The sequence below is a fragment of the Mucilaginibacter angelicae genome (genome assembly GCF_042434235.1).
GTDB lineage: Bacteria > Bacteroidota > Bacteroidia > Sphingobacteriales > Sphingobacteriaceae > Mucilaginibacter > Mucilaginibacter angelicae.
In genome coordinates this window covers 16,430-35,956 of record NZ_JBHLTS010000023.1, presented here as the reverse complement: position 1 = coordinate 35,956, position 19,527 = coordinate 16,430, and the positions used below count along the sequence as shown (strand labels likewise).

The 19,527-nt window shown below is 43.0% G+C and carries 20 protein-coding genes; 15 read left to right on the top strand and 5 right to left on the bottom strand.

The window, feature by feature from the left end; translation table 11 throughout:
* Positions 1-70: 70 nt before the first annotated feature.
* From ACFFGT_RS17290 to ACFFGT_RS17235, 12 genes are all read left to right on the top strand, one after another.
* On the top strand, positions 71-928 hold the full coding sequence (locus ACFFGT_RS17290; protein ID WP_377023786.1) for an SPFH domain-containing protein: 858 nt from the start codon (positions 71-73) through the stop codon (positions 926-928).
* Between the two features lie 4 nt (positions 929-932).
* Positions 933-1,460 (top strand): hypothetical protein, encoded by a 528-nt coding sequence (locus ACFFGT_RS17285; RefSeq protein ID WP_377023785.1) that lies wholly within the window; start codon positions 933-935, stop codon positions 1,458-1,460.
* Position 1,461: 1 nt separating this feature from the next.
* Positions 1,462-1,638 carry a type II toxin-antitoxin system antitoxin gene (locus ACFFGT_RS17280; RefSeq protein ID WP_377023784.1) on the top strand — a complete coding sequence of 59 codons (177 nt, stop codon included), beginning with the start codon at positions 1,462-1,464 and terminating at the stop codon, positions 1,636-1,638.
* Between the two features lie 139 nt (positions 1,639-1,777).
* Positions 1,778-2,320, top strand: a complete 543-nt coding sequence (locus ACFFGT_RS17275; RefSeq protein ID WP_377023783.1) for a hypothetical protein — start codon at positions 1,778-1,780, stop codon at positions 2,318-2,320.
* Positions 2,321-2,519: 199 nt separating this feature from the next.
* Positions 2,520-3,698: an acetyl-CoA C-acyltransferase gene (locus ACFFGT_RS17270; protein ID WP_377023782.1), complete on the top strand. Its 1,179-nt coding sequence runs from the start codon at positions 2,520-2,522 to the stop codon at positions 3,696-3,698.
* Between the two features lie 242 nt (positions 3,699-3,940).
* Positions 3,941-4,867: a hypothetical protein gene (locus ACFFGT_RS17265; RefSeq protein ID WP_377023781.1), complete on the top strand. Its 927-nt coding sequence runs from the start codon at positions 3,941-3,943 to the stop codon at positions 4,865-4,867.
* Positions 4,868-5,088: 221 nt separating this feature from the next.
* Positions 5,089-6,471, top strand: coding sequence for a POT-type proton-dependent oligopeptide transporter (locus ACFFGT_RS17260; protein ID WP_377023780.1), 1,383 nt, complete (start codon positions 5,089-5,091; stop codon positions 6,469-6,471).
* A 115-nt stretch (positions 6,472-6,586) separates the two neighbouring features.
* Complete coding sequence (locus ACFFGT_RS17255) at positions 6,587-7,318, top strand: polyprenol monophosphomannose synthase (protein ID WP_377023779.1); 732 nt, start codon at positions 6,587-6,589, stop codon at positions 7,316-7,318.
* Positions 7,319-7,426: 108 nt separating this feature from the next.
* The gene (ruvB, locus tag ACFFGT_RS17250; protein WP_377023778.1) at positions 7,427-8,449 is read left to right on the top strand and encodes a Holliday junction branch migration DNA helicase RuvB; all 1,023 of its coding nucleotides are present in this window, start codon (positions 7,427-7,429) and stop codon (positions 8,447-8,449) included.
* Positions 8,450-8,483: 34 nt separating this feature from the next.
* Positions 8,484-9,686 carry a Gfo/Idh/MocA family protein gene (locus tag ACFFGT_RS17245; RefSeq protein WP_377023777.1) on the top strand — a complete coding sequence of 401 codons (1,203 nt, stop codon included), beginning with the start codon at positions 8,484-8,486 and terminating at the stop codon, positions 9,684-9,686.
* Between the two features lie 18 nt (positions 9,687-9,704).
* A complete protein-coding gene (locus ACFFGT_RS17240; RefSeq protein ID WP_377023776.1) occupies positions 9,705-10,583 on the top strand; it encodes a hypothetical protein in 879 nt (292 codons plus the stop codon).
* A 115-nt stretch (positions 10,584-10,698) separates the two neighbouring features.
* Positions 10,699-11,589 (top strand): polysaccharide deacetylase family protein, encoded by an 891-nt coding sequence (locus ACFFGT_RS17235; RefSeq protein WP_377023775.1) that lies wholly within the window; start codon positions 10,699-10,701, stop codon positions 11,587-11,589.
* Between the two features lie 147 nt (positions 11,590-11,736).
* On the opposite strand, the gene ACFFGT_RS17230 is transcribed toward ACFFGT_RS17235, so the two are convergent.
* Positions 11,737-11,925 (bottom strand): hypothetical protein, encoded by a 189-nt coding sequence (locus ACFFGT_RS17230; protein WP_377023774.1) that lies wholly within the window; start codon positions 11,923-11,925, stop codon positions 11,737-11,739.
* Positions 11,926-11,933: 8 nt separating this feature from the next.
* Entirely contained in the window at positions 11,934-12,302 is a 369-nt protein-coding gene (locus tag ACFFGT_RS17225) for a SpoIIAA family protein (RefSeq protein ID WP_377023773.1), read from the bottom strand.
* A 177-nt stretch (positions 12,303-12,479) separates the two neighbouring features.
* On the opposite strand from ACFFGT_RS17225, the gene queG reads away from it, so the two are divergent.
* A complete protein-coding gene (gene queG / locus ACFFGT_RS17220; protein WP_377023772.1) occupies positions 12,480-13,415 on the top strand; it encodes a tRNA epoxyqueuosine(34) reductase QueG in 936 nt (311 codons plus the stop codon).
* Positions 13,416-13,576: 161 nt separating this feature from the next.
* On the opposite strand, the gene ACFFGT_RS17215 is transcribed toward queG, so the two are convergent.
* Positions 13,577-14,602, bottom strand: coding sequence for an exonuclease domain-containing protein (locus ACFFGT_RS17215; protein ID WP_377023771.1), 1,026 nt, complete (start codon positions 14,600-14,602; stop codon positions 13,577-13,579).
* A 125-nt stretch (positions 14,603-14,727) separates the two neighbouring features.
* On the opposite strand from ACFFGT_RS17215, the gene ACFFGT_RS17210 reads away from it, so the two are divergent.
* Positions 14,728-16,701 (top strand): DUF3857 domain-containing protein, encoded by a 1,974-nt coding sequence (locus ACFFGT_RS17210; protein WP_377023770.1) that lies wholly within the window; start codon positions 14,728-14,730, stop codon positions 16,699-16,701.
* Positions 16,701-18,611, top strand: a complete 1,911-nt coding sequence (locus ACFFGT_RS17205; protein WP_377023769.1) for a DUF3858 domain-containing protein — start codon at positions 16,701-16,703, stop codon at positions 18,609-18,611. The genes ACFFGT_RS17210 and ACFFGT_RS17205 overlap by 1 nt, the downstream gene beginning before the upstream one ends.
* Here the strand turns inward: ACFFGT_RS17205 and ACFFGT_RS17200 are convergent.
* On the bottom strand, positions 18,598-18,726 hold the full coding sequence (locus ACFFGT_RS17200) for a hypothetical protein (RefSeq protein ID WP_377023768.1): 129 nt from the start codon (positions 18,724-18,726) through the stop codon (positions 18,598-18,600). The genes ACFFGT_RS17205 and ACFFGT_RS17200 overlap by 14 nt on opposite strands.
* Before the next feature lie 69 nt (positions 18,727-18,795).
* Complete coding sequence (locus tag ACFFGT_RS17195; protein ID WP_377023767.1) at positions 18,796-19,359, bottom strand: C40 family peptidase; 564 nt, start codon at positions 19,357-19,359, stop codon at positions 18,796-18,798.
* Positions 19,360-19,527 lie beyond the last annotated feature (168 nt).

Sequence of the window (19,527 nt, the reverse complement as noted above, 5' to 3'; positions counted from 1 at the left end):
GCAGTTTTTCTTGTTTTTGTAAAAACAAATTTGATATCTTTGTGATATCATTTTAAAATCAATCTAAATCATGAATCCTGAAAAAACCATCAACCCGCCATCCGGCTTTGCCGTGTTTATTGTATTCCTGGCATTATTGGTAGTAGCTGCCCTTTGCTTTTGGGCCGGCGAAGAACCTATCGGCGCTATATTAGCTATCCTTGGCTTTGTTTTTCTGCTCCCGGGACTTGTTGTCGTTAACCCTAACGAATCAAAAGTGCTTACCCTTTTCGGCAAGTACCTGGGTACCGTAAAAAAGGACGGCTTTTACTGGGTGAACCCTTTCACCGTAAAAAGGAAAATATCGTTAAGGGCTTTTAACCTTAACGGCCAGCAACTGAAAGTGAACGACAGCATTGGTAACCCTATTGAAATTGCTGCTGTTATTGTATGGCAGATCAAGGATACCGCCGCGGCCGTGTTTGCGGTTGAAAATTATATCCAGTATGTAAACATTCAAAGCGAGGCCGCAGTAAGGCATTTGGCAAACTCATTCCCATATGATAACCTGGAAGATGAAACTGCCACCATCACCCTGCGCGGCGGCGCTGAGCAGGTAAGCATGTTGCTGGAGAAAGAGCTGAACGAAAGGCTTGACCGTGCCGGCATTGAGGTTTTGGAAGCCCGCATTTCGCATTTGGCCTATGCGCCCGAAATTGCACATTCCATGCTGCAGGTACAGCAGGCATCGGCTATTATTGCTGCCCGCAGGCTTATTGTTGAAGGCGCGGTTGGCATGGTTGAAATGGCACTGAACAAACTATCAGAAAAAAACATAGTTGAACTTGATGAAGAACGCAAGGCAGCCATGGTGAGCAACCTGCTGGTTGTACTTTGCGGCGATAAAGCAGTTAACCCTGTTGTTAATACCGGTACTTTATACCATTAATATCATGGATCAATTCAGAAATTTCGACCAGCTCCGCGTACCGGAATTAATAGTGCTGAGGCACGGCTTTTTGCGGCCGTGGTACGAGCTTACCGACGGACAGTTTAGCTACGGCAAGCTTACTTATATTGGCGCTTTAAAACGCACCTGTACACTTGAAACAGCCGGCGGCAACTGGATTGTAAAACGTAAAAGCTGGTTAGGCCGCAAATTTATAATTGAGCAGCCCGATGGCATGGAGATAGGGCTGATAACGCCGCAGGTTTGGTGCCGTAAAGTAAACATGAGCATGAATAATGGCCTTACAGCTACTTTTTATAATAAAAAGATCCTGTCGCACAATTATACCTGGGTAAGCGAACAACTGGGCGATATCCTGAAGGTGCAAACCAAATTCTGGAGCTGGAAAAAACCTTTTATTGTAAAAACAGACCTGGATATGGTAAAAAAAATACCAGAACTGCCTTTACTGGCGTTACTGGGCATAAATTTAGTTTTGTTAAAGCAGGCCGAAGCAGCGGCCGTAAGTTGATATGGCCGAAAAAAAAGCATTTGTATTACGTATTAATCCCGACATGCTGAAGGAGATAGAGAACTGGGCCGCCGAAGAATTCAGGAGCACCAACGGCCAGATCGAATACCTCATGCAACAGGCCTTGCTTGTGCGCAAAAAAGGCGCGAAGAAGAAAAAGGAAGATAGTGATCAGTGATTGGAGGTTAGAGATTAGTTTGAGCCTTTCACTAATTAAACGAATTAAGCACGTGGTCTTAGCCATAAGGCCGGTATCACGCTACTACCCCAATTAAAATCATCATTTATTAATTTGAACAACTTAGTTAAGTTGAGAAATGAATACAGAAGAAATCAAATCAATTCCATACAACGACTTTGACCAATTACCGGGGAATAAACTTTGGTTAAAGAGTGGAGGTAGCTATAGCTTAAGGCACAAATATTATATTGTAACTGATAATATCCACACCTATGGCCGCATTTACTTTGCTTTTGATAAAGCACTCAAAACCATTTTGGAAACCAATAATAATATTATAGTAGCTTTAGGTTCAACCTCCGGCGATTTTGCCATCCAAACGCCCGAAAAAAAAGTGATTGGTTATGGCGAAAAAAAACTCTTCAGCACCAAAGTGAGCCTAAAACTCAACAATTCCTTTAAAGCACTGCTTGACAGCCGCTTTTTCAGCTCTGATTATTTTTGGACAGACGAGTTCGGGATTCAGCTTATAAAAATCACCTATGGTGCCGTAATAGAATTTACCTTCCTTAAACTGGCGAATGAAACTCCTAATTTAAACGTATTGATCCTCGCAGGTTTTATGAGCCTTCATAACGAAGGAAGTAATGAGGCTTTATTTAGCGAAGGCTTGGTTTAGCCCTGTCGTCCACAAATGAAATAACGAATCTCTTTTTTCTGTCTTCCTTCTACAAACAGCAATATAATGTATTCCTTATTTAAAACCTTAATCTAACTAATCTCCAACCTCTAATCTCCCGCAACTAAATATTATGCATGCATAGCATTTTCTTTCGTCCAAATAATTAAATTTGCCCACCAATTTTAATGAGGGACACATGAAAGAAGTAGTAATAGTAGCGGCCACACGTACACCTATAGGTAGTTTTGGCGGTAGTTTGGCAGCCATAAGCGCCACACAACTGGGCGCGGCAGTCATCAAATCGGCAGTGGAAAAAGCAGGCTTACAGCCCAACCAGGTGCAGGAAGTTTATATGGGTAATGTAATGTCGGCCAACATTGGGCAGGCACCGGCTACCCAGGCAGCAATATTTGCAGGGCTTCCCTATCTGCCTGCTACAACCGTTAATAAAGTTTGTGCATCGGGTATGAAAGCCATCATGCTGGCCGCCCAAAGTATTGCCATAGGCCAAAATGATATTGTGGTTGCCGGCGGCATGGAAAGCATGAGCAATGTACCTTACTATTTGGATAAAGCACGCAACGGCTATCGTTTAGGCAACGGGCAAATCATCGACGGTCTGGTAAAAGACGGTCTTTGGGATGTTTATAATGATTACCACATGGGCTCGGCAGCCGAGCTTTGTGCTACCGACTGCAACATCAGCCGTGAAGAACAGGATGCCTACGCCATATTATCATACCAACGTGCCCAAAAAGCACAGGAAGACGGCAAATTTAAAGATGAGATAACCCCCGTTGGCCTTAAGGACAAAAAAGGAGATATCACCATGTTTACCGAAGATGAGGAGCCTCAAACAGTAAAGTTTGAAAAGATCCCATCGTTAAAACCCGTATTTAAAAAGGACGGCACTGTTACAGCCGCAAACGCATCAACCCTTAATGATGGCGCTGCAGCTGTAGTGCTGATGAGCCGTGAAAAGGCAGATGAGCTGGGCATAAAGCCGCTGGCCAAAATAGTATCCTATGCTGATGCTCAGCAGGCTCCCGAATGGTTTACCACTGCCCCATCAAAAGCGATCCCGCTTGCGCTGCACAGGGCTGGTCTCCAAAGTTCCGAAATTGATTTCTTTGAGATCAATGAAGCTTTCTCTGTAGTATCAATAGCTAACAACCAGCTTTTGAACCTCGACCCTGAAAAAGTGAATGTTAACGGCGGCGCTGTTTCATTGGGCCATCCTCTTGGCGCTTCAGGTGCACGAATCATTGTTACCCTTTTGCACGTATTAAAGCAAAATAACGGCAAGTACGGCGCGGCCGGTATCTGTAATGGTGGCGGCGGTGCCAGTGCAATGGTTATTGAAAATTTACGTTAATACTTTAAAAACAACGTTACTGCGAGTTTGAAAATCAGGCGGGTTATGAAGGAGAGATGACAACGATCCGATAATTATTTGTCATCCTGAGCGATAGCAAAGGATCTTCTTCGATAGGTAAAGCCGCCATACAGAGTGAAGAAGATACTTCGTTCCTCAGCATGACAAAAGTTTTTTAAACTTGTCATGACAGGCGTGAAAAAATAACGTAAACAACAAGCTCAACTAATTAATTAAAAATCGTGACAAAAAAAGCTGCCCTAACCCTCCTTTCCATCCTGCTTTGCCTGCAAACCTTTGCCCAATACTATGATGAGGGTACACGCCTCAAAAAACTTGGCGAATACCAGGACAGCCTTGCCAGGCTCGGCAAAAAGATTGTGAACGATGAAAACGATATGGAGCGTAAAAACGCCAATTACCAGTTTATTAAAACACTGGTACAGGCATTAAAGATCAATAACTCCTTCCTGTTCCCCTTTGATTCGGTTAAGAGCATCAGCATTATCAACTCGCCCGATAACCGCTTCCGCATCCTGAGCTGGCATGTGATCAACCTTGATGGCAGCTATCGTTTTTACGGAACGGTGCAAATCAATACCGGCGGTCCGCTCAAAATGTACCCGCTTGAGGATTACTCGCCCTTATTGCAAAACCCCGAAGATTCGGTAACTGATAGCCATAAATGGTACGGAGCACAATATTATAAAATAGTGCCGGTGTATGGCCCAAGGCCTTACTATGTATTAGTAGGCTGGAAAGGCAATACGGTAAAATCGACAAAAAAGGTGATCGATGTAATTTCCTTCAACAATGGCGTGCCACAATTCGGCATGCCCATATTTAACGGCAACGGCAAAACCCGCGACAGGGTGATATTTGAATATTCCCGCCAGGTATCCATGCTGTTGAGGTATATACCGGAGCAAAACCTCATTGTGTTTGACCACCTCTCGGCACCCGATGGCCGGAGCAAAGACAAGCCCGAAACTTTTGGCCCCGACCTGAGTTACGACGGTTATAAATTAAAAGACGGCCGCTGGACTTATGTAGAAGACCTTGACATGCGCAACATTGCTGATGGCGGCAGTACCGGCACTGATACTGAATATGTTGACCCTAAAAAACAGGCCGCTAAGGACCGGGCACTGTTACCGGTTAAACATTAAGAATTAAACTAAAGCACTACGTAAAAAACCCAAACATTTAATATATAACTTGTAACACTTTCGGTATTAAATTTCGAATTAATAGAAATATAGTACTTTAGCAAAAACTATTGATGATAATGCAAGAAATCTCTGCAACCACCCCAAAAAAATCACGATTCCCCAGAAGTGTCCCTTATATTATCGGGAATGAAGCAGCTGAACGTTTTAGCTTTTATGGTATGCGTTCAATACTTACACTATTTTTGGTAAAACAGTTCTTTAACCCTACAGGTAGTGCCGCGTTGGCGCAACAGGCTGATGCCCATGCCAATAAACTGAATCATTTATTTGTTATGGTGGCTTACGCTTTGCCATTTGTAGGCGGAATGGTGGCCGACTGGTTTACCGGCAAATATAAACTCATCCTTTATATTTCCGTGGTATATTGCCTTGGACACTTGTTGCTGGCGATGTTTGATACAAGCCTCGATGGTTTTGAGATAGGTATGCTTGTTGTAGCTATCGGTGCGGGTGGTATCAAATCGTGTGTTTCGGCCAACGTAGGCGACCAGTTTGATGCCAGCAATCAGGATTTGCTCTCAAAGGTTTACGGCTGGTTTTACTTTAGTATCAATGCCGGCTCTATGCTATCAACGGTGGCTATACCTACTGTTTATAAATATTACGGCCCTAAATGGGCTTTTGGTATTCCCGGTATATTAATGGCTTTGGCAACTGTGATATTTTTTATGGGTCGCAAAAAGTACGTAAAAGTACCTCCGCAAGGCGTAAACCGAAATAACCTGGTGTTTATTACATGGTATGCGCTTACCAATTTAAGTAAAAAGAAGCCCGGCCAATCATTACTTGATATTGCTAAAGAAAAATATGATCCCGAACGCGTTGAAGGAGTTAAAGCGGTATACCGTGTAATTTCCGTATTCTTTTTTGCACTGGCATTTTGGGCTGTTTGGGACCAGTGCCTTTCAGAATGGACGCTTTATGCTGAAAAAATGGATCGAAACATCAACCTCGGTTTTACATCGTTCAAGATAGAACCTGGTTCAATGTCTACATTTAACACTGTTTTCCTTCTGTTATTCATACCACTTTTTAACTATGTGATTTATCCGGGTTTAGATAAGATCGGATTAAAAACAACACCATTACGCAGGCTTGGTGCCGGTTTGGTCTTAACAGCATTATCATTCGTAGTTATCGGTTTTACACATGTAAGTATTGATCATGGTGGCTCGCCGTCAATGTGGTGGCAGGTATTAGCCTTTTTAATATTGTCGGCTGCTGAAGTATTGGTATCAATTACTGGTTTAGAATATGCTTATACCCATTCTCCAAAATCAATGAAAAGTACCATGTCAGGAATCTGGTTCCTGGTTGTTTCGTTTGGTAACCTGATTACAGCTCTTGTTAATGGGTTTATTGAAGATGGCGGCTGGTGGGCTAAAAACCTTAAAGGTGCCAATTACGAATGGTTTTTTGTAGCTTTTATTGCTGTTTTCATCATCGTATTCATGTTTGTTTCGCCACGCCTAAAAGAAAGAAACTACATTACCGACCCTTACGTGGAAAATCAGGTCATTGCCGATACACATAATTTGTAAAATACTACTCCGAAAAACAGGATTGCGCAAGCTTTCCTGTTTTTTTGTTTTGATGCTCTGTAAATTGATTATTTTCGCACCTTAAATATTCATCTCATTTTCAAAATACTGTTCAGTGCCCGATAGCGTCGTAATCATACCCACCTATAATGAGAAAGAAAATATCGAACGGATGATCCGTAAGGTATTCTCATTACCTCATGATTTTCACGTACTTGTCATCGACGATGGTTCGCCTGATGGTACGCAAGTTATCGTTAAAGACCTCCAACCCGAATTTGACGGCAGGCTTTTTATTGAAGAGCGTGCCGGTAAACAAGGCCTTGGTACAGCCTACATACATGGCTTCAAATGGGCCATTGCCCGCCATTATGACTATATTTTTGAGATGGATGCCGATTTTTCGCATAATCCGGAAGATCTGTTGAAACTAAGGCAAGCCTGCATTGATGGTGCCGACGCAGCCATAGGCTCACGTTATGTAACGGGGGTAAACGTTGTGAACTGGCCTATGAGCCGTGTGCTGATGAGTTATTTTGCTTCGGTTTATGTGCGTTTTATTACAGGCATGAGGGTACAGGATGCCACTGCCGGCTTTATGTGCTACAAACGCAGAGTGCTTGAAACCGTGAGGCTGGATAAGATCAAGTTTGTTGGCTATGCCTTCCAGATCGAAATGAAATACACCACACTTAAACATGGCTTTAAGCTGGTGGAAGTACCCATTATATTTACCGACCGCACGGCCGGTACCTCTAAAATGTCGACCCGCATTTTCCGCGAAGCATTTTTAGGAGTGATCCAGATGAAGATCAACAGCATCTTCAGGAAATACCCGGAGGGTTAGATTTGAGATATGAGATTTGAGACGTGAGGTTTTATATCAGGTAAAAAGTTTGTCTCACATCTCAAATCTAACATCTCATATCCCCAAAAATTACTAATTTCGTTGGCAATGAATGAGCACCTTGACCCTGAACGCGAACGCCTCAGTCCTGCCGAACGTGATATTGAAAAAGTATTGCGCCCGCAGCAGTTCGAGGACTTTACCGGTCAGCATAAAATATTAGCCAATTTAAGGATCTTTGTACAGGCCGCCCGCCAGCGCGGCGAAGCGCTTGACCATGTGCTGCTGCACGGCCCTCCTGGTTTGGGCAAAACCACCCTATCGCACATCATAGCCAATGAAATGGGCGTAGGTATCAAGATCACCTCCGGCCCTGTTTTAGATAAGCCCGGCGATTTGGCCGGTTTACTTACCAACCTTGAAACGGGTGATATCCTTTTTATTGATGAGATCCACCGTTTAAGTCCGCTGGTTGAGGAGTACCTGTACTCGGCTATGGAGGATTTTAAGATAGATATCATGCTGGAAAGCGGCCCCAATGCCCGCTCGGTACAGATCTCGCTAAATCCCTTCACCCTGGTTGGTGCTACTACCCGTTCGGGCTTGCTTACCGCGCCTTTAAGGGCCAGGTTTGGCATTAACTCGCGGTTGGAATATTACGATGCCAAACTGCTTACCACCATTGTATTACGTTCGGCATCGATATTAAAAACTCCTATTACTGACGAGGGCGCTTTTGAAATTGCACGCCGCAGTCGCGGTACCCCGCGTATTGCCAATGCACTGCTTCGCCGTACACGTGATTTTGCCCAGATCAAAGGCAATGGCCAAATTGATACGGAGATTGCCCAGTATGCGCTAAACGCTTTGAATGTAGACAGCCACGGCCTTGATGAAATGGACAACAAGATCCTGACTACCATTATTGACAAGTTTAAAGGCGGGCCGGTCGGTTTAAAAACCGTTGCAACAGCGGTTGGTGAAGATGAGGGCACTATTGAAGAAGTTTACGAGCCGTTTTTAATACAGGAAGGGTTTTTGATGCGCACCGCCCGCGGGCGTGAAGCTACAGAAGCCGCCTATAAACATTTGGGAAAGATAAAGCTGGGGGGAAATCCATCGTTATTTTGATATAAACCTATATACGTATACATTGCCACCAATCATGAAAACCAAATTAAAACTACTGTTCACCACAGCTGCATTTATTTTAAGCGGCATAACCATTACATTGGCACAAACAACGCCTCCGCCACCGGTTACTGCACCTGCTCCGGCTAATGCGGTTACGCTGCCTGCCGATTCAGTTAACAAACTAAAAAAAGATACTATCCCTACAGTACATAAGCCCGTACCTACACTAAAAGTGGGCATTATGGGTTTAAACCATGACCATATCCACCTGATATTAAATGAGTACCGTAAGGGCAACGTAAACATTGTAGGCATTGCCGAACCTGATAAAAAGCTTTGGGAAAAATTTGGCAAGCTGTATAACCTTCCCGATTCGTTGTTTTTTGACGACCTGAAAAAAATGTGCACCGTTCGCAAGCCTGCTATTGTATTAGGCTATAACGCGGTTGGCAAACATGTGGATATTGTAGAAACCTGCGCGCCGCTGGGCATCTCTGTTATGGTTGAAAAACCTTTAGCGGCTACTCTTGAGCAGGCAAAGCGCATGGAGTTCCTGGCGCTTAAGTATTACGTTAAAGTATTAACCAACTATGAAACTACCTGGTACCCATCATACCAGGATGCATACAATACAGTTAAGCTGGATAGCGTAGGCATGATCCGAAAAATGGTGGTGCATGACGGGCATCAGGGCCCTCGTGAAATTGGCTGCAGCGAGGATTTCCTGAGCTGGCTTACCGACCCTGTACTGAACGGCGCGGGAGCACTTAATGATTTTGGCTGCTACGGCGCCGATTTAATGACCTGGCTGATGAAAGGCCAGCGCCCGATTGCAGTAACCGCCATTGCAAGGCACTATAAACCAAACGTATATCCAAAAGTTGAAGACGATGCCACCGTACTGGTTGAATATGCCAATGCCACCGGGCAAATAGAAGCTTCCTGGAATTGGCCATTCGGTATTAAGGATCTGGAGATTTTTGGCGCTAAGGGTTATATACATGCCTTTGATAAGGATAGCGTTGAAGTGAAAGTTAACAATCACGTAAGGGGGTATAAAGCAACTCCGCTTGTTTCACCTGCCGACGCGCCTGTAGCCTATTTTACAGCTGCCCTGCAAAATCCGCTCAGAAACCCGGACGACCGCTCATCATTAAAATATAATATGATAGTGATGCAGATCCTCGATGCGGCTAAACGCTCCATAAAAGAAGGTAAACGCATAGTGTTATAAATTAATACAACCGGGCCGATGAAACATACAACACTACTGCTGTTATTATCCTCGGCCCTGCTGGGTTGCGGGAGTAAAAAAGATAAAACACCTGTTGAAGTTTACCCCACAGTTAGCTACTTAAAGATCAAGCTGGATGAGGCTGGTCACCTGCCTGCTAACCCCTATATCTTAAGATTTAAAAACGCCAAAAAGGAGATCGTTTTTTGCGGAGTTAATCACCTGCCTGATAACAACGACACCGAAAACCCGATGTTTAAGAAGATAGAGGAAACGTTTTTTGAATTTAAGCCCGATGTATGCGTTAATGAAGGGGGTGATGTATCTAAAAAAGTTTTCCCTTCAAAAAAAGAAGCAATACAAAAGGACGGAGAAATAGGGCTTACCAAAATACTTGCCGACAGTCTTAAAATAAAAACCGTTAATGGTGATATGACTGATAGTCTGGAGTTTAAAGAACTGCTGAAAAAATACACCACCGGCGAGTTCTTAGCTTATATTGTTACAGAACGTTTTATGTGGGGCCAACGGCCGCCTGTTACCGACAGTGCAGCCTTTAAAGCAAACTACGCCAAATTTATAAACGGTTATATTATGAAAACCGGGGCTGTTAAACTTTCACCCGTCGAACAAACCCTTGAATTTTATAAAGCCAACTATCAAAAACTACTAAACCGCCCTTTTAAACTGGAAGAACTGGAGCCTACCAATCCATTTGACCCGAAGGGGAAATTTCAGCAAATTGGCCGGGCCTCCAAAGAGATCAGGGATCAAAACCTGCTCCGTACCATTGACAGCTTACTTAAAACCAACAATAAAGTATTTGTGGTTTTCGGCGGATGGCACCTGCTTACCTGCGAGCCGGGCCTGAAACAGATCATCAGTAAAAATCAGTAATTATTCCCATATCGCACTTAAAGTCTTAATTAATTTTATTTACATGGCAGGAGTTGCGTGTTATATAATTATTAATTTAGCCGCCGTTAATTAAGGAATAAAACCAACCTATAATATGATAAAACAAACGTTAGCCATGCTGGCCCTTTGTGCTTTCGGCGCTGTTTCATGCCAGTCGAAGCCATCAGATAAATCAATTGCCGCTCCATCGGCCGCGACTCCGGTTGCTGACAATGCTGCTGCCCCTCAGGGCGATGCCGCCGCTATTTTGGCCCGCAAACAGGTACCTATACTTTGCTATCACCAGATCCGCGATTGGAAACCTACAGATTCAAAAAATGCGAAAGATTATATAGTACAGATTGCCGCTTTTAAAGAACACATCAAAATGCTGGCCGACAGCGGTTATCACACCATACTGCCCGATCAGCTTTATGCATACCTTACCAAAGGTGCACCACTGCCTAAAAAGCCTATCATGCTTACGTTTGATGATACAGATCTTGATCAGTTCACTATAGCCAACCCTACCCTTAAAAAGTATGGTTTTAAAGCGGTCTATTTTGTGATGACCGTATCATTAGGTCGCCCGCATTATATGACCAAAGAGCAGGTAAAACAACTATCTGACGAAGGTAATGTTGTTGCCAGCCACACCTGGGACCACCACAGGGTTGACCGTTACTCACATACCTCTACCCTTAAGATCATCGGTAAAAATGGTAAAATAACCAACCGCCCGGTTGACGACTGGGTTACCCAGATTGAAAAACCAACCAAAACACTGGAAGAAATCACCGGCAAAAAAATGGATTATTTTGCTTACCCATTTGGCATCTGGAACAAAGCAGCCTTACCTGAACTCAGGAAACGCGGCTTTAAAATGGCTTTCCAGTTAGCAGATAAACGCGACCAGTCTGATCCGCTGATGACCGTGCGCCGTATTTTGGACAGCGGTTACTGGAGCACCAAGACTTTAAGCAACAGTATCAGGAGTAGCTTTTAGCCCTCGCCCCCCAGCCCCCTAAAGGGGGAGCTTTTAATCAATATGTTGTATCACGATTTGGCGATAAACAAGAAATGCCCGGCAAAGTCGGGCATTTCTTGTTTAAGTATTTCCTAAACTCCCCCTTTAGGGGGCCGGGGGGCGCAACTATAAGTTCTCCCCAGCTGGCCCCTGGCCTTTATTTGATGATGGCATGTTACTGATATCCTTTTCACCGGGCTTTAAATGAACTATTTCGGCTATTATAGTATCGTCGCCGGTGTTTTCACCAATCTCATCATTGTGCAGGTCCGAATCATCGTTATTCATTACTGCTGTTTTATCTATTGTTTCCATAATGATATTTATTTAATTCCAGTTACCCATTTTACGGCCTCATCCAAATCTTCCAGCTTGTAACCTGCAAACTTGCCCGGTAAAATATATTTAAACAAGTGACTAAACTCACGTACCCCATCCTCATCGGTTACAACGGCAACTTTATTCCACCGGGTAAAATACTTGAGGCCAAGCCTGATATTACCGCACCAGGCGCCTGCCGTAAAATTTTTAATATTGGTTTCCAACACCAATAAAAAGTTTATCCGTCCGGTTTGCTTCACCTGCAGCTCAAGCAATGGCTGCAAGGCCTTTTCATAATCGCTAATGGTAACGTGGCCAACTGCATGTATCCCTAACACATGCGCGGGCAAGTATTTTATATGCTCAAGCATGCTATAAATCCCTATTTGTTAATCAGATACAAAAACTGCACCAATAGTTACCTTATAGCAAAAGGGAGTAAACTATAATAACGGATAATCCCCATGTACAGTATATCAGCATTATTAAAACAGGCAGGAAACATTACGGTATGTCCACCAATTTCAATTTATACTATCTTTGCATAAATGCAGCAAAACAAAGCCACATACAGTCAACTCATTAAAAACGAGGCTCAAAAGCTTGGTTTTTTGTTTTGCGGCATTGCCAAAGCGGAGTTTTTGGAAACTGAAGCCCCCCGCCTTGAAGCCTGGCTTAATAAAAACATGCACGGCGAAATGGCATACATGGAAAACCATTTCGATAAACGCCTTGACCCGCGTTTACTGGTCGACGGGGCAAAATCAGTGATATCTTTAGGTATTAATTATTATACCGATCAGCTCCAGGACGATCCGTTCGCGCCAAAAATCTCCAAATATGCCTATGGTATTGATTATCATACAATAATAAAAGATAAGCTCAGGCAATTACTGCAAATCATTAATGAAAAAATAGGCGAAGTAGGTGGCCGTGCGTTTGTTGATTCGGCCCCCGTGCTCGACAAAGCCTGGGCACGTAAAGCGGGCATGGGCTGGATTGGTAAAAACAGTAACCTGCTTAACAAAAAGGCCGGTTCATTCTTTTTCCTGGCCGAACTGATCATCGACCTGGAGCTGGAATATGATATAGCCCCCACAGCCGATCATTGCGGCACCTGCACCAATTGTATAGATGCCTGCCCTACCGATGCCATTGTTGGCCCTTATGTGGTTGATGGCAGCCGCTGTATCTCCTATTTAACCATCGAGCTTAAAAACGAAATTCCGCAGGAGTTTAAAGGCAAAATGGATAACTGGATGTTTGGCTGTGATGTTTGCCAGGATGTTTGCCCCTGGAACCGGTTCTCGGTACTTAATACCGAAGCAGCCTTCAACCCTCACCCCGATCTGCTACACCTGAAAACCGCCGACTGGCAGGATATCACACAAGATATTTTTCAAAAAGTATTTAAAAATTCAGCCGTTAAGCGTACGAAATTCAGCGGGCTGAAACGAAATATCGATTTTTTGAAAGAGGTCTGAACCGGGCCTTTGAATTAAGTGATGTAATGCTATTGTAGTTCAGCAAAATAGCATAATAACCAAAAACGTCATTGCGAGGTACGAAGCAATCCCAAACTATACAGAGTGGCTCTGCTAATCGGGGATTGCTTCGTACCTCGCAATGACGTTTTACTTATAAATTACCCCTTTTTAAACTTCAAAGCCAACTGGGCCAGCATATCATCGTTAACGGGCTGTGCAGGCTCATCCTTCTTTTTAAAAGGTTTGTTTTGAGGCTGTTGATTTTTGGTATGATCGGGCTTGGTATATTCCTTTTTTTGATATTCAGGTTTAGGAGCAGCTGGTTGTTGGTCTGCCGGCTTTGGCTGAGCGGCTTTGTTAGCCTGGCGCTCGGCTGTTTTTTTGGCGTTCCAGCGGGTATAGATCTCTTCAAGCTTGCGTTTGGTATACAGCGGAAAATCGCCCTGCATCATCCATGAGTAATAGCTTGGCTCTGCGTTCAGCACATCTTCTACACGTTTGCCTTTATGCTTGCCGAAGTTTATTAATTCTTCGCCTTGTTCATTGTAAACCATACGACCGGCAAAATCAACCGGTTTGCTCAGATTGGTAAACGCGTGTAAAGCTTCAACATCGCCAACAACAGGGATTGTTTTGTTGCCTTTTTTATCCTCCCACTCCACGTTTTCGTAACGCTCAATCTGCGCAAGTAAAACTTCCATGGTAGCACGGGTATCCGCCTCGGCCGAGTGGGCATTTTCAATTACTTTATTACAATAAAACTGGTAAGCGGCTTTTAAGGTACGCTGTTCCATTTGATGAAATATGTTTTGCACATCAACAAAATGGCGCGCATCTAAGCTAAACGACACACCGGCACGCAAAAACTCCTCCATAATCATGGGGATATCAAACTTATTTGAGTTATATCCTGCCAGATCGCTGTCGCCAATAAAATCGGCTATTTCCTGGCCAAGCTCTTTAAATTGCTTTTCGTTTTGTATGTGCTCATCATAGATGCCATGCACCAGTGATGACTCGAGCGGGATAGGAATGCCCGGGTGAACACGCCACGTTTTTACCTCCTCGCTGCCATCAGGGTTAAGCTTGATAACAGATATTTCAACTATACGGTCGGCGCCGATATTGGTACCGGTTGTTTCAAGATCAAAGAAAGCGAGAGGGCGTTTTAAATTTAATTTCATTTGTCAGTGTTCAGAGATACAAAGGTCGCAAATGTCCTAAAATTAATCAGCAGAATAAATTTTTTAATTTATTTAATATACCAATTTATTATTTAATTTGATTATCCCTAATTATCACAATTTATATGAGCAGATTTTTTCTTATTCTTTTGATTTCTATTGGCTTATCACACTTTGCGTCGGCCCAGGATTTTGAACCGGGTTTTGAAGGATCAGAAATGGATATGGTTAAATACGATAAAGATCCACAGGCTAACGCTGTTTTCTTAAACGAATTTGGCAAAACCAGGATCGATGAAGTCAGCGACCATATCAGAATGATATTTACCTATCATGCCAAAATAAAAATCTTAAGTAAAGAAGGCCTCAGCAAAGGTACCATAGCAATTCCTATCCATAACGGAGAAAACAGCGGCGAAGATGTTCAAAACATCAGCGGTACAACCTATTATAAGGATGATAACGGCACAGTTCAACAAGCCGAACTGGATACCAAAAAAGTTTATACCGTAAAAGATTATAAATATGGCAGTACTGTAAAGTTTGCATTGCCAGCTTTACGTCCCGGTTGCATTATTGAATATAAATACGAGGTTGTTTCTCCGTATTGGGATTTATTTCATGGTTGGAATTTCCAGGATGACATCCCCAAAATATACTCACAATATGAGGTGCATATACCTGGCTTCTGGACATTCAATGCATCTATACGCGGCTCGTTGAAACTAACCAAAAGCACTTCGGAGGTTGAACGCGAATGTTTTTCGTCGGGCGGCTCAAAAGCCGATTGCTCGCATATTACATATGCCATGAAAGATATCCCGGCATTTGTTGAGGAAGATTATATGACGGCCCGCAAAAACTTTTTGTCGGCTATATTTTTTGAACTGGTTGAGTGGACCAATCCCTATACCAGTGTTAAAAGCGTTGTGAGCAAGGAATGGAGCGATGTTGACCGCCAGCTAAAAATATCAGAGGGGTTTGGCTCCCAGATAAAACGTACCAGTTTGCTGAAGGAACGCATAGCACCTGTTATTGCAGGTAAAACTGATGAGCTGGATAAAGCCAAAACCATTTATACCTGGGTACAAAAACAGTTAAAATGGAATGATTATATTGGTATTGAAAGTAATGAAGGTATCAAGAAGGCACTTGACGCACATACCGGCAGCATTGCCGATATCAATTTAACCCTTGTTACTGCGTTAAGCGCAGCTGGCCTTAATGCCGAGCCGGTTTTACTATCAACCCGCGAACACGGCATGGTGAATATGCTGTATCCTGTATTAACCGATTTTAATTATGTAATTGCAAGGGTAACCATCGGCGACAAAACCTACCTGCTGGATGCTACCGATCCGCTGCTTTCATTTGGGTTATTACCGCTTAAATGTGTTAATGACAAAGGCAGGGTAATCAGCCTTAACAAACCATCCTACTGGATTGATTTGGGCACCCAGCCAAAAGCCGCCACCACCCGTGCTATCGAACTAACATTGCTTGATAACGGCAAACTAAAGGGCACCATTACTAATTACTATAAAGGCTACGATGCCTTTGAAAAACGCAAGGCGATCAAAAAATTCAATTCTGTTGATGAATATGTAGAAGATTTTGATGAAAAGCAGCCCAAGCTAAAAGTACTTAAATCAGAGATCGTGAACCTGGATAGTCTTGATAATCCGTTAAAAGAAAGTTTTGATGTTGAAATAGATGCATTCAACAATGCCAACCGCGACAGGCTGTCATTTAACCCGTTCATATGGCAAAAACGCACAACCAATCCGTTTAAACTGGCCGAACGCGATTACCCGGTTGACTGGGGCTATGCATCGGACGACCGGTTGGTGCTGGTAATGCACCTGCCATCACAATATACGATTGAAACACCGCCGGCGGCTGTCGCCTTCGCGCTACCCAATAAAGGCGGTATGTTTGCCACTACATTTGAAACGCAGGATAATAACACCTTCACTTTTTCAAATATTACACAGTTCAATAAATCAACTTATGATTCAGCCGAATACCCCTATCTGAAAGAACTTTATAACAAGATCATTCTTACCGAAAAAGCTGATATGATTTTCAAGAAAAAATAATGAAAACATTTTTAACCTTCTTTTTTATACTTTCAGCCGCCGCCTGTGTACAAGCCCAGGAAAACTATGATGTATCGCTCATTTCAAAAGATCTTTTGCCATATGCCAGCGCCGTGGTACGAAATGAAGAGATAACCACCGAAGTAAAAGACTTTGACAATACCTGGCTCAATGTAAAAAGAACCATTACTGTATTAAATAAAAATGGCGATGATGATGTTGAAATCAGCATATGGCATGACAAAAGCCGTGTTATAAAAGATGTTAAAGGGATTATTTACAACCAGTTCGGGAAACCTGTTAGTAAGTTTAGCGAAAGCGATTTTGATGATGACAGCAATCATGACGGCTTTTCGCTCTTTACCGATCTCAAGATCAAACATTACCGCCCAATGGTAACCGACTATCCGTATACTGTAAGCTACGAATACGATGTAAAGTCAAAACAAACACTTGATTTTAAAGATTGGGAGCCCAATTCATCAACCGGTGTTGCCGTTGAAAAAAGTTCATACACGTTTATATGTAAGCCAGATTTTAAGATCAGGTATAAAGAAGCCAATATTCCAACTAAAGTGGTTATCGGCACTAATAAGCAAGGCCTTAAAACTTATACCTGGCAGGCAATTAATTTAAAGGCTGCCAAATATGAACCCTATAGCCCTATCCGCAGTGCAAATATAAGTTACGTTAAAATAGCCCCCGAAAAATTTATTTATCGGGGAGTAAACGGTTCCTTTACCAATTGGAAGGAACTTGGCCAGTGGCAATACGAAAAACTTAATACAGGCAGACAGCAGCTATCACCACCAACTATTGCCCGGATCAAGGAACTCACCGGCGATGTTTCCGACCCCAAGCAAAAAGCCAGGAAAATTTATGAATACATGCAAAGCAAAACGCATTACATCAATATTTCAGTAGGTATTGGCGGGTTGCAACCATTTCCGGCATCGGATGTGGACCAGCAAAACTATGGCGATTGCAAGGCCCTGGTTAATTACACGCAGGCACTGTTTAAAGCTGTAAATATTGATTCATATTACTGTATGGTGGAGGCCGGTAGCCCCAAAGTAAGCTTCATGGCCGATTTTGCAAGCATGGATCAGGGGAACCATATTATTTTATGCCTACCCTTTAAAAATGATACTACTTTTTTAGAGTGTACCAGTCAAAACATACCTTTCGGCTTTTTAGGCGACTTTACGGACGATCGCACCGTATTAGCCTGTACCCCGGAGGGTGGCAAATTGATGCATACTCCCAAATACACAGCACAGGCTAACCTGAAGCAACGCAAAGCTACCTTTACAATTGCCGATGATGGTGCCCTTAAGGGTTCAATTACCACTGATTTTAAAGGAGCGGATTATGAAGATCGTGATCATGTAATTTATGAATCGGCAAAAGAGCAGGTAAAAGACCTGAAAAAAATATACCCGATCAATAACCTTGAAATTGAAAGCGCCGATCTGAAACAGTTTAAAACTGCCCAACCCTATACAACCGAAAAACTGAAGATTTCGGCACGTGATTATGGATCAGTAGCTGACGGAAAAATTGTGTTTCTGGCCAACCCCGTTAACAGGATAAGCACTGTACTGCGCGAGGTACGCAACCGCCGCAATGATGTTTACATTAACCGGGGTTATACTGATGATGATGAAATTACTTATGACTTACCTGCAGGATATAAGGTTGATATCCGCCCCAGAAAAGTAAATATTGATAAACCTTTCGGAAAATTCGAATCGGGCGTTACGGTAAACGGCGATAAACTCATCTATAGCCGCAAATTGCAGATAATTGATGGCACTTACAGTAAGGATACCTACCAGGACCTTGTTGATTTTTACCAATCAATAGCCGATGCTGATAATGATAATGTTACCCTGATTAAAGGTAACTAAATATCACTATGCCCAGGATAATGCCAAGTACCATGATCACGTAAAGCATAATTTCGGTGCCTGCAAAACGCTTGTATTTAGTCCAGAATGAGTAATCTTGTTTTTTTTCGGCCATGATAGCGCAAAAATATTAATTATGCGCTAATTAGCCTGGATTTTTAAAAATCCGGGTGATTGGTGTTATTTAATTCATGCTCGTAACATTTTCAATGGAGCCCGCCCTTGAAAAGTATTTGTACAGTGAGGGGTCACGCAGCTTTACGATGATGACACCCCGGCGTGAGCTGGCGTGTACTACATAGCCATTTTGCAGGTAAACACCCACATGACTGAACTGCTTTCCGTCGAAGTCAAAAAACACCAAGTCTCCTTCTTTCAGGTCTTCCTCGTATTTGCGTTTAATTACGGTGATCTGCTTACTGGTCATCCGTGGAATGGTGATCCCGTAAACCTGCTGTTCAAGCAGAAAGGCAAGGCCAGAGCAATCAACACCATCTTTATCTAAGCCGCCGAATTTATAGGGCGTTCCCATCCATTGATCAATAAAGGCATAAAGGCGTCCGTTTTGAATATCCCCCCTGCCTACACCCATAATTTCGGAGTATTTTGAAGCAATATCAGGCGTAGGGTTAACCACTTCACCCGGCTGGCCGCGCATAGCGGCCTTGCGCGAATGACATGAACTTAATATAAAAGGGGAAAGGAAAAATATAAACAAATAAAAACTACGACGCAGGTATATGCTCATAGAGTAAAATTAGCTTTAAAGTTTATTGTGATGATACAGATGTTTTTAACATATCAACATGGGGTGGATGTGCAGATGTGCAAATTTCAGATGTGCAGATGTTGAAAAAGCCAAACTTACGAAGTTTTAAAAACTTCGTAAGTTTCAAAGCGGGAGATCAGAGTTCAA